Source organism: Pseudomonas sp. TH41, from assembly GCF_016650695.1.
Classification (GTDB): Bacteria; Pseudomonadota; Gammaproteobacteria; order Pseudomonadales; family Pseudomonadaceae; genus Aquipseudomonas.
The window spans coordinates 1,924,401-1,949,910 of record NZ_JAEKFH010000003.1 but is presented as its reverse complement, the minus strand read 5'-3'; the positions used below and the strand labels follow the sequence as shown (position 1 = coordinate 1,949,910).

The following is a 25,510-nucleotide window of genomic DNA, read 5'->3' as shown; positions in this document are numbered from 1 at the left end:
CGCAATGAACTCCCGATCAGTTGGTGATGAACTTGGCGCTGACGTACGGCGCGTAGTCCGGCAGCACCGCCTCGACCTTGCCTTGTTCCTTGAGGAACGCCGCCGTGTCGGTGATGGCCTTGGTGGTCGGTGCGCCGAGGGTGATGACCTGATCAGCCGCGAGTGGGTAGACGTTGCCTTGCAGCAGCAGTGGAATGTCGCTGGCCTTGGCACCCGAGAGCTTCACCAGTTTGTCGACGTTGGATTGATCGGCGAGCCAGGCTTTCGGGTCTTTGCGGTAGTCGGCGTAGGCATCCAGGGTCACTTTGGCGAACGCGGTGACGATTTCCGGATGCTTCTCGGCGAAGTCTTTGCGCACGATCCAGGCATCAAAGGTTGGAGCGCCGAACTTGGCCAGTTCGCCAGAGGTGATCAGCACTTTGCCGTTTTCTTTAGCAACGCCGAGCGCTGGGTCCCACACGTAAGTGGCATCGATATCACCGCGTTTCCATGCCGCGATGATCGCTGGCGGAGCGAGGTTGAGGACGGTGACTTTCGACGGGTCGATGTTCCAGTGCTTCAGCGCGGCCAGCAGGCTGTAGTGACCGGTGGAGACGAATGGAACGGCGATTTTCTTGCCAATCAGATCTTGCGGCGTCTTGATCCCGGAACCGTCGCGGGCAACCAGTGCTTCGGCGGCGCCGATCTGCGTGGCGATGAGGAAGGTTTCTACCGGAACTTTACGGGTGATTGCAGCCGTCAAAGGGCTGGAGCCGAGGTAGCCGATCTGCACGTCGCCGGAGGCGATGGCAGCGATGATGTCGGCGCCGTTGTCGAATTTGCGCCAGTCGATTTTGGCGTTAGTGGCTTTTTCGTATGCGCCGTCGGCCTGGGCGACTTTCGCCGGGTCAACGGTGGTCTGGTAGGCGACGGTGACGTCGGCGGCCTGGGCAAAGAAACTCGCCGCAGCCAAAGAGGCGGCCGCCAGCAAGCGAAGAGGGGAATGCAATTTCATGGAAAAGCTCCTTGTCAGGCGACCGAGCGTCGGCTTGAAAGGAGACTAAATGATCTAAGAATGCGAAAATAAATAACTTTTTCGCATTAGCTTATGAGTGGAAAAATCTAAAGGATCAAAAGATCGCAGCCTGCGGCAGCTCCTACAAAGGTAGCGTGCGAACCCGAAAATGCGTGGTGCGGACAAAAAAAATCGCAACCTGCGGCAGCATCCCTGTAGGAGCTGCCGCAGGCTGCGATCTTTTTACAGGCGCCGCTTAATTACTGATGGCCAAAATACTCGCCTGATACGACCCGACAAACACATCGAAATCGCCGACTTCGTTCTGCTCCAGCTCCACCTGCTCAGCCAGTGACGAACGCGCCCGCTCTTCAAACTTCGCCTGATCTTGACTTGAAAGCGGCTCGCTACGGAAAAACTCCGCATGCGCACGGCTCTGACGCAGGGAGAACTGGCTGAAGCTCTCCTTGTGCTCAGCCATCGCCGCCAGCACCTGGGCCGAGGGCGTCAGGGACGGATCCCTGACCTTGGCCAGTTGTGCGTCCAGCGCCTTGCTGTGCGCATCGCCGCCATGGCTCTGATCGAGCAAAGCCGCCAACGGCGCAATCTTCTCCAGCAACTCGCCGGCCCACTCTTTCAGGTCGACCGGTTGACCGTCGCGTTGCAGCTGCAAGCCCGGACGGCGACCTTCCTTGACCACGCTGAGGAAGTTCGAGGTGGCGTTGCTGCACGAGGTATTGGTCAGCAGCGGGCTGTCGTTCAGCGCGCAATACAGCAGGAATGCGTCGAGGAATCGCGACTCTGGCAGATCAATGCCCATTGGCAGGAACGGGTTGATGTCCAGGCAGCGCACTTCGACGTATTGAATGCCACGGGCCACCAGCGCCTGAATCGGCCGTTCGCCGGTGTAGGTCACGCGCTTCGGACGGATGTTGGAGTAGTACTCGTTTTCGATCTGCAAAATGTTGGTGTTGAGCTGAACCCACTCACCGTCCTGATGCGTGCCGATTTCGACATACGGCGCATAGGGCGTGGCCACCGCTTTGCGCAGGCTGTCGGTGTAGCTCGAAAGGTCGTTGTAGCACGGCGTCAAACCGGCCTGGGCGTTGCTCTGGTAACCCAGGTCACTCATGCGCAGACTGGTGGCGTACGGCAGGTACAAGGTGTCCGGGTCCAGTTGTTCCAACTGGTGCGAACGACCGCGCAGAAAACCGGCGTCCAGCGCTGGGGAGGCGCCGAACAGGTACATCAGCAGCCAGCTGTAGCGACGGAAGTTACGGATCAGCGCGATGTAGGCCGACGACTGATAGTCGCGGTCGGTGCCGACAAAACCTTCAGACGCCTTGAGCAAGGGCCAGAGCTTTTCCGGCAGGGAAAAGTTGTAGTGAATCCCGGCGATGCACTGCATGGTCTTGCCGTAACGCAGGGCCAGGCCCTTGCGGTAGACGTACTTCAGCTGACCGATGTTGGAGGTGCCGTAATAGGCAATCGGAATGTCTTCCTCGGCCGGCAACGGGCACGGCATCGACGGACTCCACAGGAACTCGGTGCCGAGCTTGCTGTAGGCAAAACGGTGAATCTTGTCCAGGCTCGCCAGCGTATCCGCCGGATCGGGCAGGGCGGGCGTGATGAACTCCAGCAGCGACTCGGAGTAGTCGGTGGTGATTTGTTCGTTGGTCAGCGCGGAACCCAATTCTTCCGGGTGCGGCGTTTGCGCCAGGCGACCTTCGCCGGTCACGCGCAGGCATTCACGTTCGATGCCGTGAAGGCACTGTTCGAGCAGAGAGAGGTTAGCGCGCTCGCCAAGCAGAGCCAGGCGGCGGTTGAGAAGTTCGCTCAAGTTGGATTCCTTCACGCGTCAGTCGCCCCAATATGGGGGTGGGCAAGACGGTCTACAAGGGTGAAGTTAAAACTGGCGTTGTCGCCTGGTTTTCGGACCGCACGGACCTTCCCCTGTAGGAGCGAGCTTGCTCGCGATGAGGGTTCAGTCAACACAAGTACCGTTTGACACCGCACCATCGCGAGCAAGCTCGCTCCTACAAGGTGCATTGCGCTGAAATTAACTCAAATCGAGGGTGGGGAGCTATAGGACAGCGAACGTGCCTTGTGCTTTTGCGACGAGTTTGTCGCCTTGCATCACGTCGGCTTCGACCACCAGCGTGCGGCGACCCGGGTGGATCACCCGCGCCGTGCACATCACTTCGCCGCCTTCAACCGCGCGAATGTAGTTGATCTTGCACTCGATGGTCGCGCTCTGCTGGTCAAAGCCGTGGGTGCTGGAACAGGCCAGCCCCATGGCAATGTCCACCAGACTGAACAAGGCCCCGCCGTGCAACTTGCCGCCGCGATTGCGCAACTGCGGCTCAAGCGCCAGGGCGACTTGCGCCACCCCGGTTTCCAGGCTGTGCAAACGACAGCCCAGCAGCTTGAAAAAAGCGCTTTGGGTCAGCCCGGCAGGAATGTCCATCAGCGTTTCTTCAACTGCTTGGCGTTGGCGAACAGCGACGCCATGGCGTTATTGGTCGGGGCCGCCGCCGTGGTTTCCTTGCGGGGTGCGCTGTTCTGGGATTGGCGTGGCGCCGAACCCGGACGCGCGCCGCGAGCGCCGTCGATTTTCTCGCCCGGGGTATCGCTCATGCGCATCGACAGACCCACGCGTTTGCGCGGAATGTCGACTTCCATGACCTTCACCTTCACCACGTCACCGGCCTTCACCGCTTCACGTGGGTCCTTGATGAACTTCTCCGAAAGCGCAGAGATGTGCACCAAACCGTCCTGATGCACGCCGATGTCGACGAACGCACCGAAGTTGGTCACGTTGGTCACGACACCTTCGAGGATCATGCCCAGTTGGAGGTCCTTGAGGTCTTCGACGCCTTCCTGGAACTCGGCGGTCTTGAACTCGGGACGCGGGTCGCGACCGGGTTTTTCCAGTTCTTGCAGGATGTCGGTGACGGTCGGCAGGCCGAAGGTTTCGTCGGTGTACTTCTTCGGATCGAGGCGCTTGAGAAAGCTGGCGTCACCGATCAGCGAACGGATATCACGCTCGGTTTCAGCAGCGATGCGTTGCACCAACGGATAGGCTTCCGGGTGAACAGCCGACGAATCCAGCGGGTTGTCACCGTTCATCACGCGCAGGAAGCCCGCGGCCTGTTCAAAGGTTTTTTCACCCAGGCGTGCGACTTTCTTCAACGCGGCGCGAGTCTTGAACGCGCCGTGCTCGTCGCGGTGGCTGACGATGTTCTGCGCCAGGGTTGCGTTGAGGCCGGAGATACGGGCCAGCAGCGCCACCGAAGCGGTGTTCACGTCCACGCCCACGGCGTTCACGCAGTCCTCGACCACGGCGTCCAGGCCGCGCGCCAGTTTCAGCTGCGACACGTCGTGCTGGTACTGGCCGACGCCGATGGATTTCGGGTCGATCTTCACCAGTTCGGCCAGTGGGTCCTGCAAGCGACGGGCAATCGACACCGCGCCACGGATCGACACGTCGAGGTCCGGGAATTCCTTGGACGCCAACTCCGATGCCGAGTAAACCGATGCGCCGGCCTCGGAGACCATGACTTTGGTCATTTTCATCGCTGGGTATTTTTTGATCAGCTCGGCAGCCAGCTTGTCGGTTTCACGGCTGGCGGTGCCGTTGCCGATGGCGATCAGGTCCACCGCGTGCTTGGCGCACAGGGCCGCGAGAATCGCGATGGTCTGGTCCCACTTGTTGTGCGGCACGTGCGGATAAACCGTGGCGTGATCCAGCAGCTTGCCCGTGGAGTCGACCACGGCCACCTTGCAACCGGTGCGCAGGCCCGGGTCGAGGCCCAGCGTGGCGCGTGGGCCGGCTGGCGCCGACAACAGCAAGTCGTGCAGGTTGTGAGCGAAGACATTGATGGCTTCGGTTTCTGCGCCATCGCGCAGCTCGCCGAGCAAGTCGGTTTCGAGGTGGGTATAGAGCTTGACCTTCCAGGTCCAGCGCACCACTTCGCCCAGCCATTTGTCGGCGGCGCGGTTTTGGTTCTGGATGCCGAATTGTTGACCAATCATGCCTTCGCACGGGTGCATGGTGCCCGGCAGTTCGTCGCCGACTTTCAGCGCCGAACTCAGAATACCTTCGTTGCGGCCACGGAAAATCGCCAGCGCGCGGTGCGACGGCATGCTTTTCAGCGGTTCGTCGTGTTCGAAATAGTCGCGGAATTTGGCGCCTTCCTCTTCCTTGCCGGCGATCACGCGGGCACTGAGGGTGGCTTCCTGCTTCAAATAGCTGCGCAGTTTATCCAGCAGGCCAGCGTCTTCGGCGAAGCGTTCCATCAGGATGTACTTGGCGCCTTCGAGGGCGGCCTTCACATCGGCCACGCCTTTTTCGGCGTTGACGAAGCGCGCGGCTTCCGCGTCTGGCGTCAGGCTTGGGTCGTTGAACAGACCGTCGGCCAACTCGCCGAGGCCGGCTTCCAGGGCGATCTGGCCCTTGGTGCGGCGCTTCTGTTTGTACGGCAGGTACAAGTCTTCGAGGCGGGTCTTGGTGTCGGCGAGCTTGATGTCACGCTCGAGTTGCGGGGTCAGCTTGCCTTGTTCCTGGATGCTGGCAAGGATGCTGATGCGCCGTTCGTCGAGTTCTCGCAGGTAGCGCAGACGCTCTTCCAGATGACGCAACTGGATGTCATCGAGACTGCCGGTCACTTCTTTCCGGTAACGGGCGATGAAGGGAACGGTAGAGCCTTCATCGAGTAGCGCGACGGCCGCTTCGACCTGTTGTGGGCGTACACCGAGTTCCTCGGCAATGCGGCTGTTGATGCTGTCCATAAAACCACCTGACAAATTGTGAAAGCAGGCTCGCAGGCGCAGAGTTGAAGGCTCGGCGAGTCTGGTTGAGCGGCCTGGCCTGCGCCGCTACCTGGATCAACAGGCAATCCGTTGACCCGTGAAATCGAACAATTACTGCCAGCGCCGTGAAAATAAAAAGTGGCTGCCGGTCGCAATGATCAGACGTTGCCTGACACAAAAGGCCGGGCATTATAACCAGCGTTCTGTCATTCGGGGGCATCACAGGCTGTAGGCACAATGCCCGGATTTCTGGCGGTGCAGGAAAAATCTGCTAACAATGCACACGGTGCGTATAACGGCAGCTACGCCATAATGCGCGCCGAGCTAAAAGGAGCATCTAATGAGCAGCACTGCAAACATTGCTGAAGGCGAAAAAATTCTTATTGTTGACGACGATCCGGGGCTCAGCAGCCTGCTGGAACGCTTTTTCGTCAGCAAGGGCTACCGTGCCCGCGCCGTGCCGAACACTGAGCAAATGGATCGCCTGCTGGCGCGTGAAGTGTTCAACCTGGTCGTCCTCGACCTGATGCTGCCCGGCGAAGACGGCCTGACCGCCTGCCGCCGTCTGCGTGGCGCGAACAATCAGATTCCGATCATCATGCTCACCGCCAAGGGCGACGAGCTGAGCCGTATCAAGGGCCTTGAACTGGGTGCCGATGATTATCTGGCCAAGCCGTTCAACCCGGACGAGTTGATGGCGCGTGTCAAAGCGGTCCTGCGCCGTCAATCAACGCCAGTGCCGGGCGCACCGGGCAGCGAAGACGAAAGCGTGACCTTCGGTGACTATGTTCTGTCCCTCGCGACTCGTGAACTCAAGCGTGGCGATGAAGTGCACATGCTCACCACCGGTGAATTCGCCGTGCTCAAGGCGTTGGTGATGAACGCGCGCCAGCCATTGACCCGCGACAAACTGATGAACCTGGCCCGTGGTCGCGAGTGGGATGCCCTGGAACGTTCCATCGACGTGCAGATTTCCCGTCTGCGCCGGATGATCGAACCCGATCCTTCCAAGCCGCGTTATATCCAGACGGTTTGGGGCGTCGGTTACGTGTTCGTTCCGGATGGCGCCGCCACCAAGTGATCGGCGATTTGTAGGAGCGGGTCTTGCGGATGTTGTTCGCCGCAGACTCGCGATCCGCAATATGCGAGCATCGCTCGCTCCTGCAAGTGTGTAACGGTTATTCATGAAAACCCCCGTTTGGTTCCCCCAGAGTTTCTTCTCCCGCACCCTATGGCTGGTGCTGATCGTCGTTCTGTTCTCCAAGGCGCTGACCCTGGTTTATCTGTTGATGAACGAAGACGTGCTGGTGGACCGCCAATACAGCCACGGTGTCGCCCTGACGCTGCGCGCCTATTGGGCTGCCGATGAAGAAAACCGCGAGAAAATCGCCAATGCCGCAACGCTGATCCGTGTGGTGGGCACCGGTGTGCCGGAAGGCGAACAACACTGGCCTTACAGCGAGATCTACCAGCGGCAAATGCAGGCGGAGCTGGGTGCCGATACCGAAGTGCGATTACGCATGCATTCGCCGCCCGCGCTGTGGGTGCGGGCGCCCAGCCTGGGCGATGGCTGGCTGAAAGTGCCGCTGTATCCGCACCCTTTGCGCGGTCAGAAAATCTGGAACGTGCTGGGTTGGTTTCTAGCCATCGGTTTGCTCTCCACCGCCTCGGCCTGGATCTTTGTCCGCCAGCTCAACCAACCCTTGAAGCGTCTGGTGTATGCCGCAAGGCAACTCGGCCAGGGCCGCAGTGTGCGGCTGCCGATCAGCGATACGCCGAGTGAGATGACCGAGGTGTACCGCGCCTTCAACCAGATGGCCGAAGATGTCGAACAGGCTGGCCGCGAGCGTGAGTTGATGCTGGCCGGCGTGTCCCATGACCTGCGCACGCCGTTGACCCGTTTGCGGCTGTCACTGGAGCTGATGGGCGATCACAACGACCTGACGGACGACATGGTGCGCGACATCGAAGACATGGACGCGATACTCGACCAGTTCCTGGCGTTCATCCGCGACGGTCGCGACGAGTCGGTGGAGGAAGTCGACCTGAGCGACCTGGTGCGCGAAGTCGCTGCACCCTACAACCAGAACGAAGAGAAAGTGCGCCTGCGTCTGGAACCGATCCAGCCGTTCCCGTTGCGTCGGGTGTCCATGAAGCGATTGCTGAATAACCTGATCGGCAACGCCTTGCATCATGCTGGCAGCGGCGTCGAGGTTGCGGCTTATGTGTCTGGGGATACCAGTGCGCCGTACGTGGTGCTGAGTGTCATGGACCGTGGGGCCGGGATCGATTCATCAGAGCTTGAGGCGATCTTCAATCCATTTACCCGGGGCGACCGTGCTCGGGGTGGGAAGGGGACCGGTCTGGGGTTGGCGATCGTCAAGCGAATTGCTTCGATGCATGGTGGGAATGTTGAGTTGCGCAATCGGGCGGGTGGCGGGCTGGAAGCTCGGGTGCGGCTGCCGTTGGGGTTGATGTTGCCTCGGGATGCGGTTTAAGAGCTGGCAGTTTCGCTGGGGCTGATGGCCTCTTCGCGAGCAAGCCCGCTCCCACATTTGAAATGCATTCCAATGTGGGAGCGGGCTTGCTCGCGAAGGCGGCATTACTGTTACCGCAAAGATTAGGATCAGCCCTTGCCCTTGGTCCGCGTCATATTCGGCCCACCATTCTTTTCCAGATGCTCAATGATGATCCCCGCCACGTTCTTGCCAGTGGTGGTTTCAATCCCTTCCAAACCCGGCGACGAATTCACTTCCATCACCAGCGGCCCGTGATTGGAGCGCAGGATATCCACACCTGCCACGGCCAACCCCATCACTTTCGCCGCGCGCAACGCGGTCATGCGCTCTTCCGGCGTGATCTTGATCAGGCTGGCGCTGCCACCCCGATGCAGGTTGGAGCGAAATTCCCCAGGCTTGGCCTGACGCTTCATCGCCGCAATCACTTTGTCGCCGACCACAAAGCAACGAATATCCGCACCGCCGGCTTCCTTGATGTACTCCTGAACCATGATGTTTTGCTTGAGGCCCATGAATGCCTCGATCACCGATTCCGCCGCCGTTGCGGTTTCACACAGCACCACGCCAATGCCCTGGGTGCCTTCCAGCACTTTAATCACCAGGGGGGCGCCGTTGACCATGTCGATCAGGTCGGGAATATCATCCGGGGAGTGCGCAAACCCGGTGACCGGCAAACCGATCCCCCGACGCGACAACAATTGCAGCGAACGCAGTTTGTCCCGCGAACGGGCAATGGCCACCGATTCGTTGAGCGGAAAAACCCCCATCATTTCGAACTGGCGCAACACCGCGCAGCCATAAAACGTCACCGACGCACCGATCCGCGGGATCACCGCATCGAAACCCTCCAGCGGTTTGCCGCGGTAGTGGATCTGCGGTTTGTGGCTGGCGATGTTCATGTAGGCGCGCAGGGTGTCGATCACCACCATTTCATGGCCACGTTCGGTACCGGCTTCGACCAGACGACGAGTGGAATACAGACGCGGGTTCCGCGACAGCACAGCGATCTTCATGCAACACCTGTGGAGGAGGTAGATACCGGGAACACCGGCTTGTCTTGTACATATTTAATGCCCGGATTGACCACCAGCTGGCCATCGATCAGGGCTTTGGAACCGAGTAACAGGCGATAACGCATGGACTTTCGGCAGGCGAGCGTGAACTCGACCCGCCAGACCCGATCACCGAGGGCCAGGGTGGTGCTGACCACGTAACGCATCTGCGCATGGCCGTTGGAGCTTTTGATGGTTTTCATCGTTACCAGCGGCGCTTCGCAGCGGCGGTGACGCAATTGCACCACCGTGCCCAGGTGCGCGGTGAAGCGCACCCACTGTTCCCCTTCGCGCTCGAATGGCTCGATGTCGGTGGCATGAAGGCTGGAGGTGCTGGCACCGGTGTCGATTTTTGCCCGCAGGCCCGCGACTCCCAAATCCGGAAGCGCCACCCACTCGCGCAGACCGACAACGGTCAAATGGTCAAATGTCTTCAAAGGTACTCAACCGGTGGAAACCGCTGGGGCCGCACGCGGCCGAATTCGCGGTATTCACGCAGAATAATGATTAAAAGGCGACAGATATCTACGGCCCGGATTTTCAGCTTCTCGCAGAGGTGCTGGAATGCACGCATTGTAGTCTGAGCCGGCGTAATTCATGGCACGACAGAAACGGTAGTACAGTTCACCAATATTTCAGAATGAGGTAATCCCATGGCACAAAAAAGCGAAGAGGACGACAAGGTCCGTCTCGATAAGTGGTTGTGGGCTGCGCGTTTTTATAAAACACGTGCCTTGGCCAAGACCGCGATAGAAAGCGGCAAAGTGCATTGTCGGGGCGAGCGCTGCAAACCGGGCAAGGAGCCGAGGGTCGGCGACGAGTTTCAGATTCGCACCGGTTTTGAGGAGCGCACGGTGGTGGTCCAGGCGTTGTCGATTGTGCGTCGTGGTGCGCCGGAGGCTCAGGCGCTGTACGCCGAAACCGAGGCCAGCATCGCCAAGCGTGAAGCGGCTGCGCAAATGCGCAAGGCTGGCTCGCTGGGCGTGACCACCGATGGCAAGCCGAGCAAGAAGCAGCGACGGGATTTGTTCAAGTTTCGGGGCAGCAGTAACGACGAGTGAGTCGGTTGATTCTGTGTCGACCGGGCTGACGTCTTCGCGGGCAAGCCACGCTCCCACATTAGACTTCGGTCAACTGTCGGAGCGTGGCTTGCCCGCGAACGAGTGCGCAGCACTCACCCGGCATCCCCGCAGACTTGTAATCGCCCAACATTGGAACCATATGGGGTAACCGGCCCAGCGCTGCGTGCAGTCGATGAAAAAAGCCATTCGTCGTAAATCACAAACAGCGTCTAGCCTGTAGACCATAACCAGAATGCCAGCAGTGCCGACGGCATGAAGTCGCGCAATGCACGGCGTCGGTTCCACCTTGCTTGGATCGGCGCGCAATTGTTCATAAAATGCCCGTCATGGCTGACTACGTGCTGCAAAACGGCGTGGTTAAAGCGCAACATTCAGTTTATGTAACCACTATTGTCATTACCTCAGATACCCAGACCTATGACCGATCTAACGGATACCGACTACACCCAGCGCTTCATCTTCGATGACAGCGACAACCGCGGCGAGCTGGTTGCGTTGGAACGTAGCTACGCCGAAGTCCTCGCCAAACACCCGTATCCGGAGCCGGTTGCACAATTGCTCGGTGAACTGATGGCGGCGGCGGCGTTGCTGGTCGGCACCTTGAAGTTCGATGGATTGCTGATTCTCCAGGCCCGTTCCGACGGCCCGATCCCGTTGCTGATGATCGAGTGCTCCAGCGAGCGCGAAATCCGTGGCCTGGCCCGGTACGAAGCGGACCAGATCGCTCCCGATGCGACCCTGGCCGATCTGATGCCAAACGGTGTTCTGGCACTGACCGTCGACCCGACTCAGGGGCAGCGTTACCAGGGCATCGTCGACCTCGATGGCGAAACCCTGTCGGAGTGCTTCACTAATTACTTCGTCATGTCCCAGCAGGTAGGCACGCGTTTCTGGCTGTACGCCGATGGTCGCCGTGCCCGTGGTTTGTTGCTGCAGCAATTGCCCGCTGACCGTCTGAAAGACGAAGAAGAGCGCGCCGCCAGCTGGCAGCACATCACCGCTCTGGGCGGCACCCTGACCGCCGATGAATTGCTCAGTCTGGACAACGAAACCGTGCTCCATCGTCTCTACCACGAAGAGCAGGTTCGGCTGTTCGACGTGCAGAAGCTGCGCTTCCGCTGCAGCTGCTCGCGCGAACGTTCTGCCAATGCACTGGTCAGTTTGGGTCAGGAAGATGCGCAGGCACTGGTCATTGAACACGGTGGCAACATCGAGATCGACTGCCAGTTCTGCAACCAGCGCTACCTGTTTGACGCCGCCGATATCACTCAATTGTTCGCTGGTGCGGGCGTCGAGACGCCGTCAGATACCCGGCACTAAAACGGTTCAGCGCAGGTAAATTCACTGCTTAGCGCCGGAATAACGCCGTTACGACGGGAGGGCCCTACTATTTTTGGGCGTTTCTGGCATAATCCGGCCCACTTTTTGTCGCGGTAGTAGTGCACGACTTTCTACTACAAAACGTTTGGAGCACACTCGGCCACTGGCCGACGGGGAATCTCATGACGCAAGCCAATAACGCCGTGTACACCGATCTGAGTGTTGATGATCTGGTTAAAGAAGCCTTGAATCGCGGTGAAGGCGAGCTTGCCGATACCGGCGCGCTGGTTGTTCGCACCGGTCACCGTACCGGCCGCTCGCCAGTCGATCGTTTTATCGTTGAAGAGCCGTCCACCCAGGCCGCCATTGCCTGGGGCCCGATCAACCGCAAGTTCCCGGCCGACAAGTTCGATGCCCTGTGGGACCGCGTTGAGGCGTTCAACAACGCGCAAGAGCATTTCGTTTCCCATGTGCATGTAGGTGCGTCGGAAGATCACTACCTGGCCGTGAAGATGACCACCCAGACTGCCTGGCAGAATCTGTTCGGTCGTTGCCTGTTCATCAATCCGGCCCAGTACAACCCGGCTGGCCGTGAAGAGTGGCAGGTTCTCAACGTTGCCAACTTCGAATGCATTCCAGAACGTGACGGCACCAACTCCGACGGTTGCGTGATCCTCAACTTCGCACAGAAGAAAGTGCTGATCGCCGGCATGCGTTACGCCGGTGAAATGAAGAAAGCCATGTTCTCGGTGCAGAACTTCCTGCTGCCGGCTGCCGATGTGCTGCCGATGCACTGCGCTGCCAACATCGGCGAAGCGGGCGATGTGACCCTGTTCTTCGGCCTGTCCGGCACCGGTAAAACCACCCTGTCCGCCGACGAAAGCCGTTACCTGATCGGTGACGACGAACACGGCTGGGGCGAAGGCGTTGTCTTCAACATCGAAGGCGGCTGCTATGCCAAGTGCATCGATTTGTCCGAGAAGAACGAGCCGGTCATCTGGAAAGCCATCAAGCACGGCGCAGTCCTGGAAAACGTCGTTATCGATGACGCCAAGCACGCCGACTACGCCGATGTCAGCCTGACCCAGAACAGCCGCGCCGCCTACCCGCTGGAGCACGTTGCCAAGCGTTCCGAGAAAAACCTCGGTGGCGAGCCAAACGCTGTGATCTTCCTGACCTGCGACCTGACCGGCGTCCTGCCGCCCGTCTCGATCCTCAGCGAAGAACAAGCGGCCTACCACTTCCTGTCCGGCTACACCGCACTGGTGGGCTCGACCGAAATGGGTTCCGGCAGCGGCATCAAGTCGACCTTCTCCACCTGCTTCGGCGCACCGTTCTTCCCGCGTCCGGCTGGCGAATACGCAGAACTGCTGATCAAACGCATCCGCGGCTTCGGCTCCAAAGTCTACCTGGTCAACACCGGCTGGACCGGCGGCGGCTACGGCGTCGGCAAACGCTTCAACATCCCGACCACTCGCGGCGTCATCGCAGCAATCCAGAGCGGCGCGTTGATCGGTGCTGAAACCGAACACCTCGACACCATCAACCTCGACGTGCCATTGGCCGTACCGGGTGTTGAGACTGGCCTGTTGAACCCACGTAATACCTGGGCTGACAAGGCTGCTTATGATGAATCGGCTAAAGCATTGGCCGGGTTGTTCGTGGAGAACTTCAAGAAGTTTGAAGTGAGCGACGCGATCAAGGCGGCTGGGCCTAAGTTGTAAGACTTGGTTTAGCGAATGAAAAAGCCGCCCTTAGGGGCGGCTTTTTTGTGGGCGCTCGGTTTAAACCGTCAAACGCACAACTGCCAATATTCCAGCTGAATTGCCGCTAAACGACCAGAATAATGGCACTTACGTGTTCAACTGGATTCGTTCCAATTCCTGTGTATCCCACCGTTGAGCCTTGATCGCTAGGTAAAGCATTCCGATGGTCAGCGGGACTTTGTCGCCGCGCCCCTTCGCTCTGCGCTTTAGAAACACATCAAACCCTTCGGGCTGGAAGTAGCGATAGGCGTCGTAGTCGACGAAGTCGATGGCGAACTGTTCTTCCAGCGCTTCCATCAGGTTTCGCGCATCGGCACCGTCGCAGCCGAGGTCAAAGTTGATCGAGGTGGTGAGGCTGATGGTTTTGCGTTCGGGTAGGCCGAGTTCTTCGTGCAGCAGCTGCATCAGCAGATGCATGGCGTGGTCGTCGGGGAAGTTCGGGGCGAGGTTCATTGCGGGGTATCCGGTTGGGCTTGGGCGGATATTATTGGTCGACAGGCTTGGGGGGAAGGGCGGGAGCAAAGTGTGGCGGCTTGTTTTGTCGGTACTTGGCGAGCACTTCTTCTCGCGTCGGAAATGGTTTTTCGAGGTCTGCGGGTGACGTGTCGAATCCTGCGAGGCGTAGGCTCGCCAGGTAGTTTGAGCGGCGGACTTTATCGTAGTGCGCTTGTTTTTGTTTGAAGGTTAATTCACTCATCACGATTGTCTTGCGCTACCAGTTGTTGTGTTCCGGACGGGGATTATGCGGTGCGTTCATCGCAGGCAAGCCAGCTCCCACAAGGGGCCGGCTTGCCCGTAGTGCGTAGCTTCAGGCTGGGGCTTTCCAGTTCAGCATGCGTTGTTGGGCCACCTTGAGCAGGTCGCAGCCGTCCTGGGTCAGGAGGTAGAGCGCGTGGGTGATGTGGGGGATGTCTTCGAGATCGCCTTGCTCGAAGCTTTGGCAGTGCAGGGTTCGGAGCAGTTCGCTGGAGGCTCGGATGCGCTGGAGGGCGGCTTCGAGGATGTCTTGCGGGTTGGCCTCTGTGTCGATGATCAGGGGCGGGGAATCGGTGAGGTTGGTTTGGAGTGGGCGGTAGCGGTTTGGAAACGGATTTAACGTTGGCATATGAATTACTCGGTTTGTTGTTAAGTAATCGCCAGCACCGTGACCAAACGATGGGAGGCGGACTGTGCGCAGGCTTGGTCAACCGAGAACAACAACCCGGCTCGCCCGAGGGCGTCCCGCACACAGCCGCCATAGCAATGCACTACGAGGACATAGATGTCCGCGGCGCGAATGATGGCACACATGTGTGCGTTGTTCTCAGGTGACCAAACCTGATCGCTGATTTTGCAGCGATGGGGAGACGGTATCGTTCGCGCTTAGCTGGCGATAGGCGACAAGGCATTTTCTTTTGTAGGACTGTGCCGATGCTTTGATAGGGCGTTGCTGACGGACTTATCGCTTACGCAATTGCTCTCGTTTAAGTGCAATCAGGCGTTTGGCTTCTTGATCTGGAGTGCCTGGATGAGGGGCGTCGAGGCTAGCTTGTACCTGTGCTTTGAACCAAGCGTCGTAGGCTAATGCCTGTCAGTTAAGAATCTCAGGCGCAACACGGTTCCTGTAGCAGCTGGCGAAGCCTGCGTTCGGCGGCGAAGCCGTCGTAAAACCTGTGCACGAGGTGTTTCTGATGCACCGCGTCGGCTGATTTCACGACGGCTTCGCCGCCGAACGCAGGCTTCGCCAGCTGCTACAGATCGCATTACGGCTTAACTGATTGGCATTAGCGTCGTCGGCTGCTTTTTCTGTAGATGATTGGGTTTCGGGCATTTTGGTTTTCATCAGGTTCACCGCGTTATCGTTCTTCGCGAGCAGGCTCGCTCCCACAGTGGATCGTGGTGGGGGATTAGGTGGTGGTGATTTTTGGGAGGCGTTGTCGGGCGATTTCGAGGAGTTCGTTGCCGTCCTGGGTCAGCAGGTAGAGCGCGTTGACGATGTTGGGGATGTCGCTGGCGTCGGCTTGTTTGAAGCACAGGCAATAAAGCGTTTCGAGCAGGTCGCTGGCGGCGCGGATGCGTTGTCGGGCGGCGTCGAGGATTTCGTGAGGGTCTGCTTCGGTGTCGATGACCAATACCGGGGTGTCGCTGTAGCTGCTTTTGAGTGGGCGATAACGGTCTTGCATCTAGGTCAGTCCTTTGGGAAGTCGGGCAGTCTCGCCTGGCAGGCCGACACACAGTTTCAGCCGCGCCGAAAACTATAGAAGGGCGGGATGCCGCGCGGCAATACGGCTGCAATGGACAGGTTTCGTAGGGGGTTTACCGGGCTTTGAGGAAGGGGCCTACGCATTTTCCAGGGTTTTGCCAGCGAAACCGCTGTAGGTGAAGTTTCCTACGGGTTGGTCAGGCGTTGCGCAGCAAATCTCGGTATGGAGTGCGCCAGAAGTTGTAGGGCATTTCGAAAATGCTGGGTTAAGGACTTAAGGGGAATTAGGTCTGTAGTGAGTGGTGTGGGGGCTGGTACCGCAATTTTCCCGGTGTTCTTGCGGTGGTCTTGCTGGCCTATTCGCGAGCAAGCCCGCTCCCACATTGGATCTCGGTCGTACACAAAATCTGTGTTCACTGAAGATCGAGTGTGGGAGCGGGCTTGCTCGCGAAAGCAATCTGCCGGTCGCCTCATCGCTCAAGCCTTACCGTGCCCTCGTTCTATCCGCTGTATCATCCCGTATCGTTTTTGCCCCCGACCTTTTCTCGACTCGCTGCGATCACCGGCTAGGCTTTGGGCTTCGCAGCGGTCAACGGAGTGACAGCTTATGCACAACACCCTGGAACAGGTTTTCGGTTATCCACAGTTTCGGCCCGGCCAGGAAGCGGCGATCAGTGCGGTGTTGGCCGGGCGCTCGGCGGCGGCGATTTTCCCCACGGGCTCAGGCAAGTCCCTTTGTTATCAATTACCGGCCTTGTTGCTGCCGCACCTGACGCTGGTGGTCTCGCCGCTGTTGGCGTTGATGCAGGATCAGTTGGCATTTCTGCAGCGCCACGGCATTGCGGCGGGCAGTATCGATTCGGCCCAGAGCCGCGATGACGCCAGCGAGGTGATGGCTCGCGCCAAGTCCGGCGAATTGAAGATTTTGATGATTTCCGTGGAGCGGCTGAAGAACGAGCGTTTCCGCAATTTCTTGCAGCAGGTGCCGATCTCGTTGCTGGTGGTGGACGAGGCGCACTGTATCTCGGAGTGGGGCCATAACTTCCGCCCCGACTATCTCAAGCTCCCCGACTACCAGCGCCAGTTCAACATCCCTCAGGTACTTCTGCTGACTGCCACCGCGACACCCAAAGTGATCGCCGACATGGAGGCCAAGTTTGCCATCGCCCCTGAAGATGTAGTGACCACCGGTTTCTACCGGCCGAACCTCCACTTGCTGGTGGAGCCGGTGCGCGGTCAGGATAAACGCCGGCGCCTTGTCGAATGGATGAGCCAACGTCCCAACCAGCCAAGCATTGTCTACGTCACCTTGCAGAAAACCTCCGAGCACATCGCTGAGCATCTGGCCCGCAACGGCATCCAGGCCGAGGCCTATCACGCCGGCCTGCCCCACGAACAACGCGAAGCGATCCAGAAACGGTTCATGGGCGGGCAGTCCAATTGCATCGTCGCCACCATCGCGTTCGGCATGGGCATCGACAAGAGCGACATTCGCAACGTGGTGCATTTCGACCTGCCCAAATCCATCGAAAACTACAGCCAGGAAATCGGCCGCGCCGGGCGAGACGGGCAGCCGTCGGACTGCCTGGTCCTGGCCAACCGCGACAGCCTCAATGTGCTGGAAAACTTCGTCTACGGCGACACACCGGAACTGGACGGCATCCGCTACGTGCTCGACGAGCTGCAAGCTGCCGCGCCCGAAGGGCAGTGGGAGTTTCTGCTGGGGCCGCTGGCGGATCAGAGCAACATTCGCCAGCTACCGCTCAAGACCTTGCTGGTGCAGTTGGAACTGCGCGGGATCATCGCGCCGCGTTACGCCTACTACGCCGAGTACCGCTTCAAGTATTTGCAGGAGCCCGATGCTTTGCTGGCCCGTTTCGAGGGTGAGCGCAAGGACTTCGTCGCAGCGATCATCCAGACCTCCACGCGCGCGCGGACTTGGGCCACGGTGAATTTCGATGCGCTGTATGAGCAGCATCAGGCCGAGCGCAATCGGGTGGTCAAGGCGCTGGATTATTTCCAGGAAAAGGGCTGGGTAGAGCTGGAAAGCAAGCAGATGACCGAGGTCTACAGCCTGCTGCAAACGGGTTTCGATAGTCAGGCGCTGAGTGCCGAATTGCACGCTTACTTCACCCAACACGAACGAACCGAGATCGCGCGAATTCACGCCATGCTGGACCTGTTCGCCACCGACCATTGCCTGGGTTTTCGCCTGGCCGAGTACTTCGGCGACGACAACGCGCCACAGCAATGCGGGCATTGTTCGGTGTGTCACGGGGAGGTGGCGAGACTGCCCGCGCCACCGGAGTTGCCGGCGCTTGTGGATAAAAACTTCGAAGCGTTGTGCGGTGATTTTATCCACAGGCACGAGCAGCACACTGGCAATGTTCCTACGGCTGAGCGAGTGACGCGGTTCTTGTGCGGGATCAGCGTGCCGCTGTTTACCAAACTCAAGGCGCGGTCGATTCCGGGGTTTGCGGTGCTGGAGGATTATCCGTATGGCGAAGTGCGGGCATGGACTGAAACTCATCTGTCAGGCTGAACCATACCCCTGTGTAGGAGCGAGCTTGCTCGCGAAGGACGTTAACGATAACGCGCTCTTCCTGAATGAACACGTTGCTCTCAAGTCCATCGCGAGCAAGCTCGCTCCTACACAGGGATTGTCAGTGTTTTCGGGGTGCATCCATCCGCTGAATGTTGCTCATCACAGGAATAAATTTCAAAAATGCGCGGTGGCTGACTATGGTGAGGACTGTCTTTGGATCGCCAACAAGAGAACAACCATGAGCCAGACACCGTTCAACATTCAGCGCGCTGCCGTCATCGGCGCGGGCACCATGGGCCGCGGCATTGTCATGTGCCTGGCCAATGCCGGGGTGCCGGTGCAGTGGGTCGATAACAATCCGCAGATGCTTGAACAGGCGCTCGCTGCCGTGGCTGAGACCTATGCCCACAACGTGCGTCAGGGGCGTATCGATCAGGCCGAGGCGGATGCTCGCACGGCACGGGTCACGGCGGCTGTCGATTATGCGGCGATCCGCGAGGTCGATCTGGTGATCGAGGCGGTTTACGAAAACCTCGAACTCAAGCAGAAAATCTTCCGCGAACTGGACGGGCTGCTCAAACCCGAAGCGATTCTGGCCAGCAATACCTCGGCGCTGGACATCGACGCCATCGCCGCGGCGACTCGCCGTCCGCGACAGGTTCTGGGCCTGCACTTCTTCAGCCCGGCGCACATCATGAAACTGCTGGAAATCGTTCGCGGTGCTCAAACCGCGCCGGCGGTGCTTGATGCGGCCCTGGCGTTGGGTAAGCGCATGGGCAAGGTCAGCGTGGTGGCGGGCAACTGCGACGGTTTCATCGGTAACCGCATGCTCAATACCTACGTGCTCGAAGCGCGCAAGATGTTGCTCGAGGGGGCGTACCCCTACCAGGTGGATGCGGCGCTGCAAGGTTTCGGTTTCGCCATGGGGCCGTTTCGCATGTTCGACGTGGTCGGCATCGATCTGCAATGGCGCGCTCGGGAGCTGGCGGGCAAAGGGCAGGACGCGCCAGAGGTTCAAGTGGATAACCGACTGTGCGAACGGGGGCGTTTTGGCCAGAAGAGTGGCAACGGCTATTACCACTATGAGCCGGGCAGTCGTCAGGCTGAGCACGATGTAGAAGTGGATGCGCTGGTATTGGAGGTCAGCGAAGGATTGGGTTTCCAGCGTCGCGAGATCGGACCTGAGGAGATACTGGAGCGCTGCTTGCTGGCGCTGGTCAACGAGGGCGCGAAGATCCTTCAGGAAGGGATTGCCGGCTCTGCGCATGACATCGACCTGGTGTACCTCAACGGTTACGGCTTCCCGGCAGACAAGGGCGGGCCGATGGCCTGGGCGGATCAGCAAGGGTTGGTGGATGTACATCTGCGGTTGATGCAGCTTGAGACCAAGCAAGGCGATCACTGGAAGCCGGCGCGCTTGATTGGCGAATTGGCGGCAGTGGGTAAAAGGTTTGCTGACAAGTGATTCGGTGCCTGTGTTGGCCTCTTCGCGAGCAAGCCCGCTCCCACATTGGATCTCGGTCGTACACAAAATTTGTGTTCACTGAAGATCGAGTGTGGAAGCGGGCTTGCTCGCGAAGAACGATAACGCGATTTTCGCCTTAGACTGGCAATCCAACTCCAGGAATCGACGCTGATGTCCGACCCGATGCCCCAACGCAATGACTACACCCACTTCCAACCCATCACCACCCGCTGGCACGACAACGACGCCTACGGTCACGTCAACAACGTCACCTACTACAGCTTTTTCGACACGGCGGTGAACACCTATCTGATTGAAGTCGGCGGCCTGGATATCCATGACGGCGAAGTGGTGGGTTTTGTGGTGAGTTCAGCCTGCGATTACTTTGCGTCCATCGCATTCCCGGATCGTATCGAGATTGGTCTGCGGGTGAGCAAGTTGGGCAACAGCTCGGTGCAGTACGAACTCGCAGTGTTCAAGTGCGGCGAAGACGAGGCCTGTGCGGCGGGGCGCTTTGTGCATGTGTTTGTGGATCGGGCCACTAATCAGCCGGTGGCGATTCCTGCCGGATTGCGCGGGGCGCTGGAACGTTTGGTGGTTTGACGGGCAAAAAAATCGCAGCCCTTGGGCTGCGATTTTTTAACTGACCGGCAAACGAGGCGATTCAAGCCTCAGTCGCGGTAGTACCGGTGATGCTTGCGATGCCCGTAGGCATGGCCGCGGCCGCGGTGGTCGTCGTCATGGTAGTAGCGACGATCACCATGGCCGTGACGACGACCATCATCGTCGCCGCCGCCGCCATTGCTTTGGTTACCCATGTAGTTACCCAGCGCGCCACCGGCGCCGCCGCCTGCTGCAGCGCCGATCAGGCTACCGCTAGTGCCGCCCATGCTGCGGCCAACCACGTTACCGCCCGCTGCGCCCAACGCACCGCCAATGGCAGCTTCGCCACGGCTGTGTTTGTTTGCGCCGACTGCGCTACCACCCGCGCCGCCCAGGGCTGCGCCGATGGTGGAACCTGTACTGCCGCCTAGTGACTGACCGACGACTGAGCCCAGAACCCCGCCCAATGCGCCGCCCACACCTGCTTCAGCGGTGCCGCCGGCAGAAGCGATGCCACTAGCCAGGCTAAGGGACAACAAGAGAATCGAGGAGAACTTCATAGAGGAACCTCAAGGGGATGACGGCGCGATCCTGAGGCTGTGTCATAGTTGTGACAATCGAAATCCGACGAGTAACACGACTTCAACACATTTCTATAAGTTGCTGTTTTTTAGGCGGAACTTAAGCGAATTTAGCCGGTCTTTAGCTACTTCAGACAGGCCGTTTCTATACAGAAACGGCCTTTTTTGTGGGCGATTGGAAGGTAACTTATCCGGAAGATGCGTCGAGTGATCTACCGCATTCGCGAGCAGGCTCGCTCCCACAGTGGATTTGTGTTCGACGCAGATCAAATGTGGGAGCGAGCCTGCTCGCGAATGCGGTAGATCAAGCTCCGCGTTAAGCCGACTTAGCCATGATCAATCCGGTTTCACTCGCCGCTTCCAACCGAATCGCCACGAACTTCGACGTTGGCGTATGGCTGCCATCCCCGATGCTCTCCAGCGGCACCAGCGGGTTCACTTCCGGGTAATACGCGGCAGCCTGCCCCGCAGGAATATCAAACGCCAGCAGCGTGAAACCTTTCACCCGACGCTCACGGCCATCATCCCAAATCGAGACGATGTCAGCTTTCTGCCCCGGCTTGAACCCCAGTCGAATGATGTCGGCTTCGTTGACGAACAACACATCGCGCTGACCCTTCACGCCTCGATAACGGTCATCGAGCCCGTAAATCGTGGTGTTGTACTGATCGTGGGAACGCATGGACTGCATGATCAAATCAGGCAACACCCCGGTGGCGCGAGTGCGTTCATGCACCAGGTCTTTAGGCAGGACGTTCGCACGGAAATTGGCGCGCCCCGATGCGGTGTTCCACTTGCGAACATTGGCACTATTACCGAGGTAGAAACCGCCCGGGTTCTTGACCCTCTCGTTGAAATCCCGGAAGCCCGGAATGGTGTCGGCAATCAGGTCACGAATGCGGTCGTAGTCGGCGACCAGATAGTTCCAGTCCACCGGGTTGCTGCCCAGGGTCGCGGCAGCGATGCCGGCGATGATCGCCGGCTCCGAGCGCATCTGGTTCGACAGCGGCCGCAATTGACCGTTAGAGGCGTGAACCATGCTGAACGAGTCTTCGACGGTCACCGCTTGCGGGCCTTCGGTCTGCATGTCGATGTCGGTACGGCCCAGGCACGGCAGGATCAGCGCCGCTTTACCGTGCGCCAAATGGCTGCGGTTGAGCTTGGTGCTGATTTGCACGGTCAGGTCACAGTTGCTCAGGGCCTGGAAGGTCCGTGAGCTGTCCGGGGTGGCCTGGGCGAAGTTGCCGCCCAGGCCGATAAAGACGTTCGCCCGACCGTCGGCCATGGCATGAATCGCCTCGACCACGTTGTGGCCATTTTCACGTGGCACCTTGAACTGGAAGCGGCGCTCCAGGGCGTCAAGGAACGCCGCTGGCGGACGCTCGTTGATGCCCATGGTCCGATCGCCCTGCACGTTACTGTGGCCACGCACCGGGCACAGGCCGGCACCGGGCCGGCCGATGTTGCCGCGCAGCAGCATCAGGTTGGCAATTTCCTGGATGGTCGGCACCGAATGGCGATGCTGGGTGATGCCCATCGCCCAGCACATGATCACGTTCTTGCTCGTGGCGTACATCCGCGCCGCTTGCTCGATTTCAACCAGGGTCAGGCCGGACTGCGCGACGATCTGCTCCCACGGGGTGTCGTCGATGACGCCAAGGTATTCCAGCACGTTGACGCTGTGTTCATTGAGGAAGTCGTGATCGAACACCGCCGGCTCGCCAGCCTTCTGCGCATCGCGCTCCCATTGCAGCAGGAACTTGGCCATGCCGCGCATGATCGCCATGTCGCCGCCCAATGCCGGACGGAAGTACGCGGTGTTGGTCGGCTTGTCGCCGTTGGTGAGCATCTCGATCGGGTGTTGCGGGTGCTGGAAGCGTTCCAGGCCGCGCTCTTTCAGCGGGTTGATGCACACCACCTGCGCACCGCGTTTCACCGCTTCGCGCAGCGGTTCGAGCATCCTCGGGTGGTTGGTGCCAGGGTTCTGGCCCCAGACAAAAATCGCATCCGCATGTTCGAAGTCGTCGAAGGTCACGGTGCCTTTGCCGACGCCAACGCTCTGCGCCAACGCAACACCACTGGCTTCGTGGCACATGTTCGAGCAGTCGGGGAAATTGTTGGTGCCATAGGCGCGCACGAACAATTGATAGAGGAACGCCGCTTCGTTGCTGGCGCGGCCCGAGGTGTAGAACTCGACCTGATTCGGACTCGACAGACCTTGCAGGTGTTTGCCGATCAGGGCGAAGGCGGCTTCCCAGCTAATAGGTTTGTAGCGGTCGGTTTCAGCGTCGTAGCTCATCGGCTCGGTCAGGCGGCCCTGGTACTCGAGCCAATAATCACTTTGCTCCAGCAACGAGCTAACGCTGTGTTTGGCGAAAAACGCGCCATCGACACGCCGTTTGGTCGCTTCCCAGTTCACTGCCTTGGCGCCGTTCTCGCAGAACATCACCATGCCCTTTTCCGGAGAATCGCCCCACGCGCAACCTGGGCAATCGAAACCGCCGTTCTGGTTGGTCTTGAGCATGATTCGCAGGTTTTTCAGCGCGTTGTCGCTGGTCAACCAGGCCTGGGCAACGCTGATCAGCGCGCCCCAGCCACCGGCCGGGCCTTTGTAGGGCTTGTAGCGGGGGACGGGTTTCTGGTCGGCTTGACGATGTTGACTCACGCTTGTTTCTCCGATGCTGGGCTGTAGACCCGCGGCGCATTCTTCTGTGGCAGATGGATGAGATTGAGGTTGTGACGACGGGCCCATTGCACGGCAAGGCCCGTGGGGGACGACAGGCTGACGAGTGTCTGGATGCCGGCGCGCAACACTTTCTGGATCAATTCGAGGCTGCAACGGCTGGTGACAATCGCCAGGCCGCCGGTGGTGGGGATCTTCTGGCGGATCAAGCCACCGATCAGCTTGTCGAGGGCGTTGTGTCGGCCAATGTCTTCGCGACCCAGCAGCAATACGCCCTGACTGTTCATAAACACCGCCGCATGCACCGCGCCGCAATGCTGCCCCAGCGGTTGAAATGCACCGATGCGCTGGCGCAGTCCGTCAAGCCATTCGGCAGGCGGCAGTGGCGCGCCGGGCAAGACTTTGAGGTCTGGCAATGCCTGTTCCACGGCCTCCACGCCACAGAGCCCGCAGCCGCTGGTGCCGGCGAGTTGTCGGCGCTGCTGCTTGAGGTTCCAGAAGGCGCGGTTGGCGATGGTCACTTGCGCGTATTGCGCCGAGCCCGAGCCGCTGAGTTGCAGGTCATAGATGTCGGTGGCGTCTTCGATGATGCCGCTGCCGAGGCTGAAACCGACGATGAAGTCTTCCAGATCCGTCGGCGTCACCAGCATCACAGCCTGGCTGATGCCGTTATAGGCGATCGCCAACGCGACCTCTTCGGCCAGCGCGGTGCTGGCCGATTCGGTGTCTTGAAGGTCGCAGTAACTGTAGGTCTGGCTGGCAGCGGGCGCGGGCGTTTCGAGGGCAGGCGCCGCGCAGGCAGGGCGCTTGGTGTTCATGAGGCATCACCGACGGTTTAGTCAGCTTTAAGCCTAGGCGTGTCAACTGGTCACGTCTAATCGCTATTACTGATCTGCCGATAGATGCCGTCGATCAAGAGGTCGGCAGTGATTTCTGAAAGATTGCGAAACAGGCTTCCGCGAGGGCCGATCTCGGCGCACTTCGACGCATGATCAGCCCCAGCCGGGCGAGGGTTTGGGCGTTTTCGATGGGGTGTAGGCGCAAATGATCAGTGAGGTTTTCGAGGCCACCGTCCAAAGGCATCACGGCGCAGCAAAACCCGCCGTGCACCGCTTGTAACAATTGGTGGACGGCATCGGTCTGCAGCAATGGCTGCGGCGTCAGGCCACGACTGTGAAAGTTATGGTCAATGGACTGGCGAAAATGCATGCCGCTGGTGAGCATGCCCAGCGGCAGTTCAATCAACGCCCCCCAGCTCAGCGGCGCCTCACCAAAACTGAAGAAGCGCTGATCGTAGAGCAGGCCCATGCGGGTTTCGCTCAGCGCCAGGGAATCGAAGCGTTCGCCGTCCAGTCGCTCCAGGTATGACACGCCGAGGTCCAGACGATTGTTCGCCAGCTGTTCGAGGATCTGTTCGGAACTCAGCGCCGAGAGTTCGAAGCGCAGGTTCGGGTGTTCGGCGTGCAAGCGTTGCATCAGCGGCAGCGGATCGAAGCTCGACAGCGGGACCACGCCCAGACGTAACGTACCGACCAGATTGCCGCGACAGGCGGCCGCCTCGGCCTGCAAGCCGTCATAGGCCGCCAGCACGGTTCGCGCCCAGGCCAGCACCCGCTCGCCCGGGGCGGTGAACCCTTCGAAGCGTTGGCCACGGTTGACCAGCGGCAACTCAAGTTCTTCTTCAAGGCTGCGCAGGCGCATGGACAGGGTCGGCTGGGTGATGTGACAGCGTGCGGCGGCCTGGCCGAAATGTCGGGTCTCGTCGAGCGCGATGAGGAATTTCAGCTGCTTGATGTCCATCTTCGCTCCAGGGCGCGGGAAGGTCTGGATTCTAGCGCTTGGGGGGCAGCGGCGTCATTGGTCGGGTTGGAGTCGCGTCTTACCACCTTGGTCTAGGCTTTGGCGT

The 25,510-nt window shown here is 59.5% G+C and carries 21 protein-coding genes and 2 pseudogenes; 8 read left to right on the top strand and 15 right to left on the bottom strand.

Going from position 1 to position 25,510, the window contains the following annotated elements:
• Positions 1–16 precede the first annotated feature (16 nt).
• The 4 genes from tauA to JFU37_RS11465 all read right to left on the bottom strand — a co-directional run bounded on the left by tauA (position 17) and on the right by JFU37_RS11465 (position 5,785).
• Entirely contained in the window at positions 17–994 is a 978-nt protein-coding gene (tauA, locus tag JFU37_RS11480; protein ID WP_201115403.1) for a taurine ABC transporter substrate-binding protein, read from the bottom strand.
• Positions 995–1,250: 256 nt separating this feature from the next.
• The gene (gene gshA, locus JFU37_RS11475) at positions 1,251–2,834 is read right to left on the bottom strand and encodes a glutamate--cysteine ligase (protein WP_201115402.1); all 1,584 of its coding nucleotides are present in this window, start codon (positions 2,832–2,834) and stop codon (positions 1,251–1,253) included.
• A gap of 243 nt (positions 2,835–3,077) precedes the next feature.
• The gene (locus JFU37_RS11470) at positions 3,078–3,461 is read right to left on the bottom strand and encodes a PaaI family thioesterase (protein WP_201115401.1); all 384 of its coding nucleotides are present in this window, start codon (positions 3,459–3,461) and stop codon (positions 3,078–3,080) included.
• The gene (locus tag JFU37_RS11465) at positions 3,461–5,785 is read right to left on the bottom strand and encodes a Tex family protein (protein ID WP_201115400.1); all 2,325 of its coding nucleotides are present in this window, start codon (positions 5,783–5,785) and stop codon (positions 3,461–3,463) included. The genes JFU37_RS11470 and JFU37_RS11465 overlap by 1 nt, the downstream gene beginning before the upstream one ends.
• A gap of 361 nt (positions 5,786–6,146) precedes the next feature.
• On the opposite strand from JFU37_RS11465, the gene ompR reads away from it, so the two are divergent.
• Complete coding sequence (ompR, locus tag JFU37_RS11460) at positions 6,147–6,887, top strand: osmolarity response regulator transcription factor OmpR (RefSeq protein WP_201115399.1); 741 nt, start codon at positions 6,147–6,149, stop codon at positions 6,885–6,887.
• A gap of 103 nt (positions 6,888–6,990) precedes the next feature.
• Entirely contained in the window at positions 6,991–8,304 is a 1,314-nt protein-coding gene (locus tag JFU37_RS11455) for an ATP-binding protein (RefSeq protein WP_201115398.1), read from the top strand.
• Between the two features lie 128 nt (positions 8,305–8,432).
• Here the strand turns inward: JFU37_RS11455 and rimK are convergent, their stop codons facing one another.
• Both rimK and rimB read right to left on the bottom strand, forming a co-directional pair.
• Positions 8,433–9,338 carry a 30S ribosomal protein S6--L-glutamate ligase gene (rimK, locus tag JFU37_RS11450; protein WP_007949201.1) on the bottom strand — a complete coding sequence of 302 codons (906 nt, stop codon included), beginning with the start codon at positions 9,336–9,338 and terminating at the stop codon, positions 8,433–8,435.
• The gene (gene rimB / locus JFU37_RS11445) at positions 9,335–9,814 is read right to left on the bottom strand and encodes a retropepsin-like aspartic endopeptidase RimB (RefSeq protein WP_446739151.1); all 480 of its coding nucleotides are present in this window, start codon (positions 9,812–9,814) and stop codon (positions 9,335–9,337) included. The genes rimK and rimB overlap by 4 nt, the downstream gene beginning before the upstream one ends.
• Before the next feature lie 216 nt (positions 9,815–10,030).
• Between rimB and JFU37_RS11440 the strand changes: the two genes are divergently transcribed.
• From JFU37_RS11440 to JFU37_RS11430, 3 genes are all read left to right on the top strand, one after another.
• Positions 10,031–10,438 carry an RNA-binding S4 domain-containing protein gene (locus JFU37_RS11440; protein WP_201115397.1) on the top strand — a complete coding sequence of 136 codons (408 nt, stop codon included), beginning with the start codon at positions 10,031–10,033 and terminating at the stop codon, positions 10,436–10,438.
• 438 nt (positions 10,439–10,876) lie between these two features.
• Positions 10,877–11,779 carry an Hsp33 family molecular chaperone HslO gene (hslO, locus tag JFU37_RS11435; RefSeq protein WP_201115396.1) on the top strand — a complete coding sequence of 301 codons (903 nt, stop codon included), beginning with the start codon at positions 10,877–10,879 and terminating at the stop codon, positions 11,777–11,779.
• A 182-nt stretch (positions 11,780–11,961) separates the two neighbouring features.
• On the top strand, positions 11,962–13,503 hold the full coding sequence (locus tag JFU37_RS11430) for a phosphoenolpyruvate carboxykinase (protein ID WP_201115395.1): 1,542 nt from the start codon (positions 11,962–11,964) through the stop codon (positions 13,501–13,503).
• Between the two features lie 129 nt (positions 13,504–13,632).
• On the opposite strand, the gene JFU37_RS11425 is transcribed toward JFU37_RS11430, so the two are convergent.
• The 5 genes and pseudogenes from JFU37_RS11425 to JFU37_RS11410 form a co-directional block, all read right to left on the bottom strand.
• Positions 13,633–13,998 (bottom strand): DUF1493 family protein, encoded by a 366-nt coding sequence (locus JFU37_RS11425; protein ID WP_201115394.1) that lies wholly within the window; start codon positions 13,996–13,998, stop codon positions 13,633–13,635.
• An 88-nt stretch (positions 13,999–14,086) separates the two neighbouring features.
• A pseudogene (locus JFU37_RS11420) lies at positions 14,087–14,242 on the bottom strand (YhfG family protein); the annotation flags it as partial.
• A 111-nt stretch (positions 14,243–14,353) separates the two neighbouring features.
• Entirely contained in the window at positions 14,354–14,650 is a 297-nt protein-coding gene (locus JFU37_RS11415) for a hypothetical protein (protein WP_201115392.1), read from the bottom strand.
• 333 nt (positions 14,651–14,983) lie between these two features.
• A pseudogene (locus JFU37_RS31130) lies at positions 14,984–15,103 on the bottom strand (antitoxin PaaA2 family protein); the annotation flags it as partial.
• Positions 15,104–15,431: 328 nt separating this feature from the next.
• Positions 15,432–15,707 carry a hypothetical protein gene (locus JFU37_RS11410; protein WP_201115391.1) on the bottom strand — a complete coding sequence of 92 codons (276 nt, stop codon included), beginning with the start codon at positions 15,705–15,707 and terminating at the stop codon, positions 15,432–15,434.
• Positions 15,708–16,334: 627 nt separating this feature from the next.
• On the opposite strand from JFU37_RS11410, the gene JFU37_RS11405 reads away from it, so the two are divergent.
• The 3 genes from JFU37_RS11405 (at position 16,335) to JFU37_RS11395 (ending at position 20,340) form a co-directional block, all read left to right on the top strand.
• Entirely contained in the window at positions 16,335–18,269 is a 1,935-nt protein-coding gene (locus JFU37_RS11405) for a RecQ family ATP-dependent DNA helicase (protein WP_201115390.1), read from the top strand.
• Between the two features lie 241 nt (positions 18,270–18,510).
• The gene (locus JFU37_RS11400) at positions 18,511–19,737 is read left to right on the top strand and encodes a 3-hydroxyacyl-CoA dehydrogenase (RefSeq protein ID WP_201115389.1); all 1,227 of its coding nucleotides are present in this window, start codon (positions 18,511–18,513) and stop codon (positions 19,735–19,737) included.
• A gap of 171 nt (positions 19,738–19,908) precedes the next feature.
• Positions 19,909–20,340, top strand: a complete 432-nt coding sequence (locus JFU37_RS11395; protein WP_201115388.1) for an acyl-CoA thioesterase — start codon at positions 19,909–19,911, stop codon at positions 20,338–20,340.
• A gap of 68 nt (positions 20,341–20,408) precedes the next feature.
• Here the strand turns inward: JFU37_RS11395 and JFU37_RS11390 are convergent, their stop codons facing one another.
• From JFU37_RS11390 to JFU37_RS11375, 4 genes are all read right to left on the bottom strand, one after another.
• Positions 20,409–20,900: a glycine zipper domain-containing protein gene (locus JFU37_RS11390; RefSeq protein ID WP_201115387.1), complete on the bottom strand. Its 492-nt coding sequence runs from the start codon at positions 20,898–20,900 to the stop codon at positions 20,409–20,411.
• A gap of 337 nt (positions 20,901–21,237) precedes the next feature.
• A complete protein-coding gene (locus JFU37_RS11385; RefSeq protein WP_201115386.1) occupies positions 21,238–23,586 on the bottom strand; it encodes an FdhF/YdeP family oxidoreductase in 2,349 nt (782 codons plus the stop codon).
• Positions 23,583–24,422, bottom strand: a complete 840-nt coding sequence (gene fdhD, locus JFU37_RS11380; RefSeq protein WP_201115385.1) for a formate dehydrogenase accessory sulfurtransferase FdhD — start codon at positions 24,420–24,422, stop codon at positions 23,583–23,585. Before fdhD ends, JFU37_RS11385 begins: the two co-directional genes overlap by 4 nt.
• A gap of 94 nt (positions 24,423–24,516) precedes the next feature.
• The gene (locus JFU37_RS11375; protein WP_201115384.1) at positions 24,517–25,404 is read right to left on the bottom strand and encodes a LysR family transcriptional regulator; all 888 of its coding nucleotides are present in this window, start codon (positions 25,402–25,404) and stop codon (positions 24,517–24,519) included.
• Between the last annotated feature and the right edge of the window lie 106 nt (positions 25,405–25,510).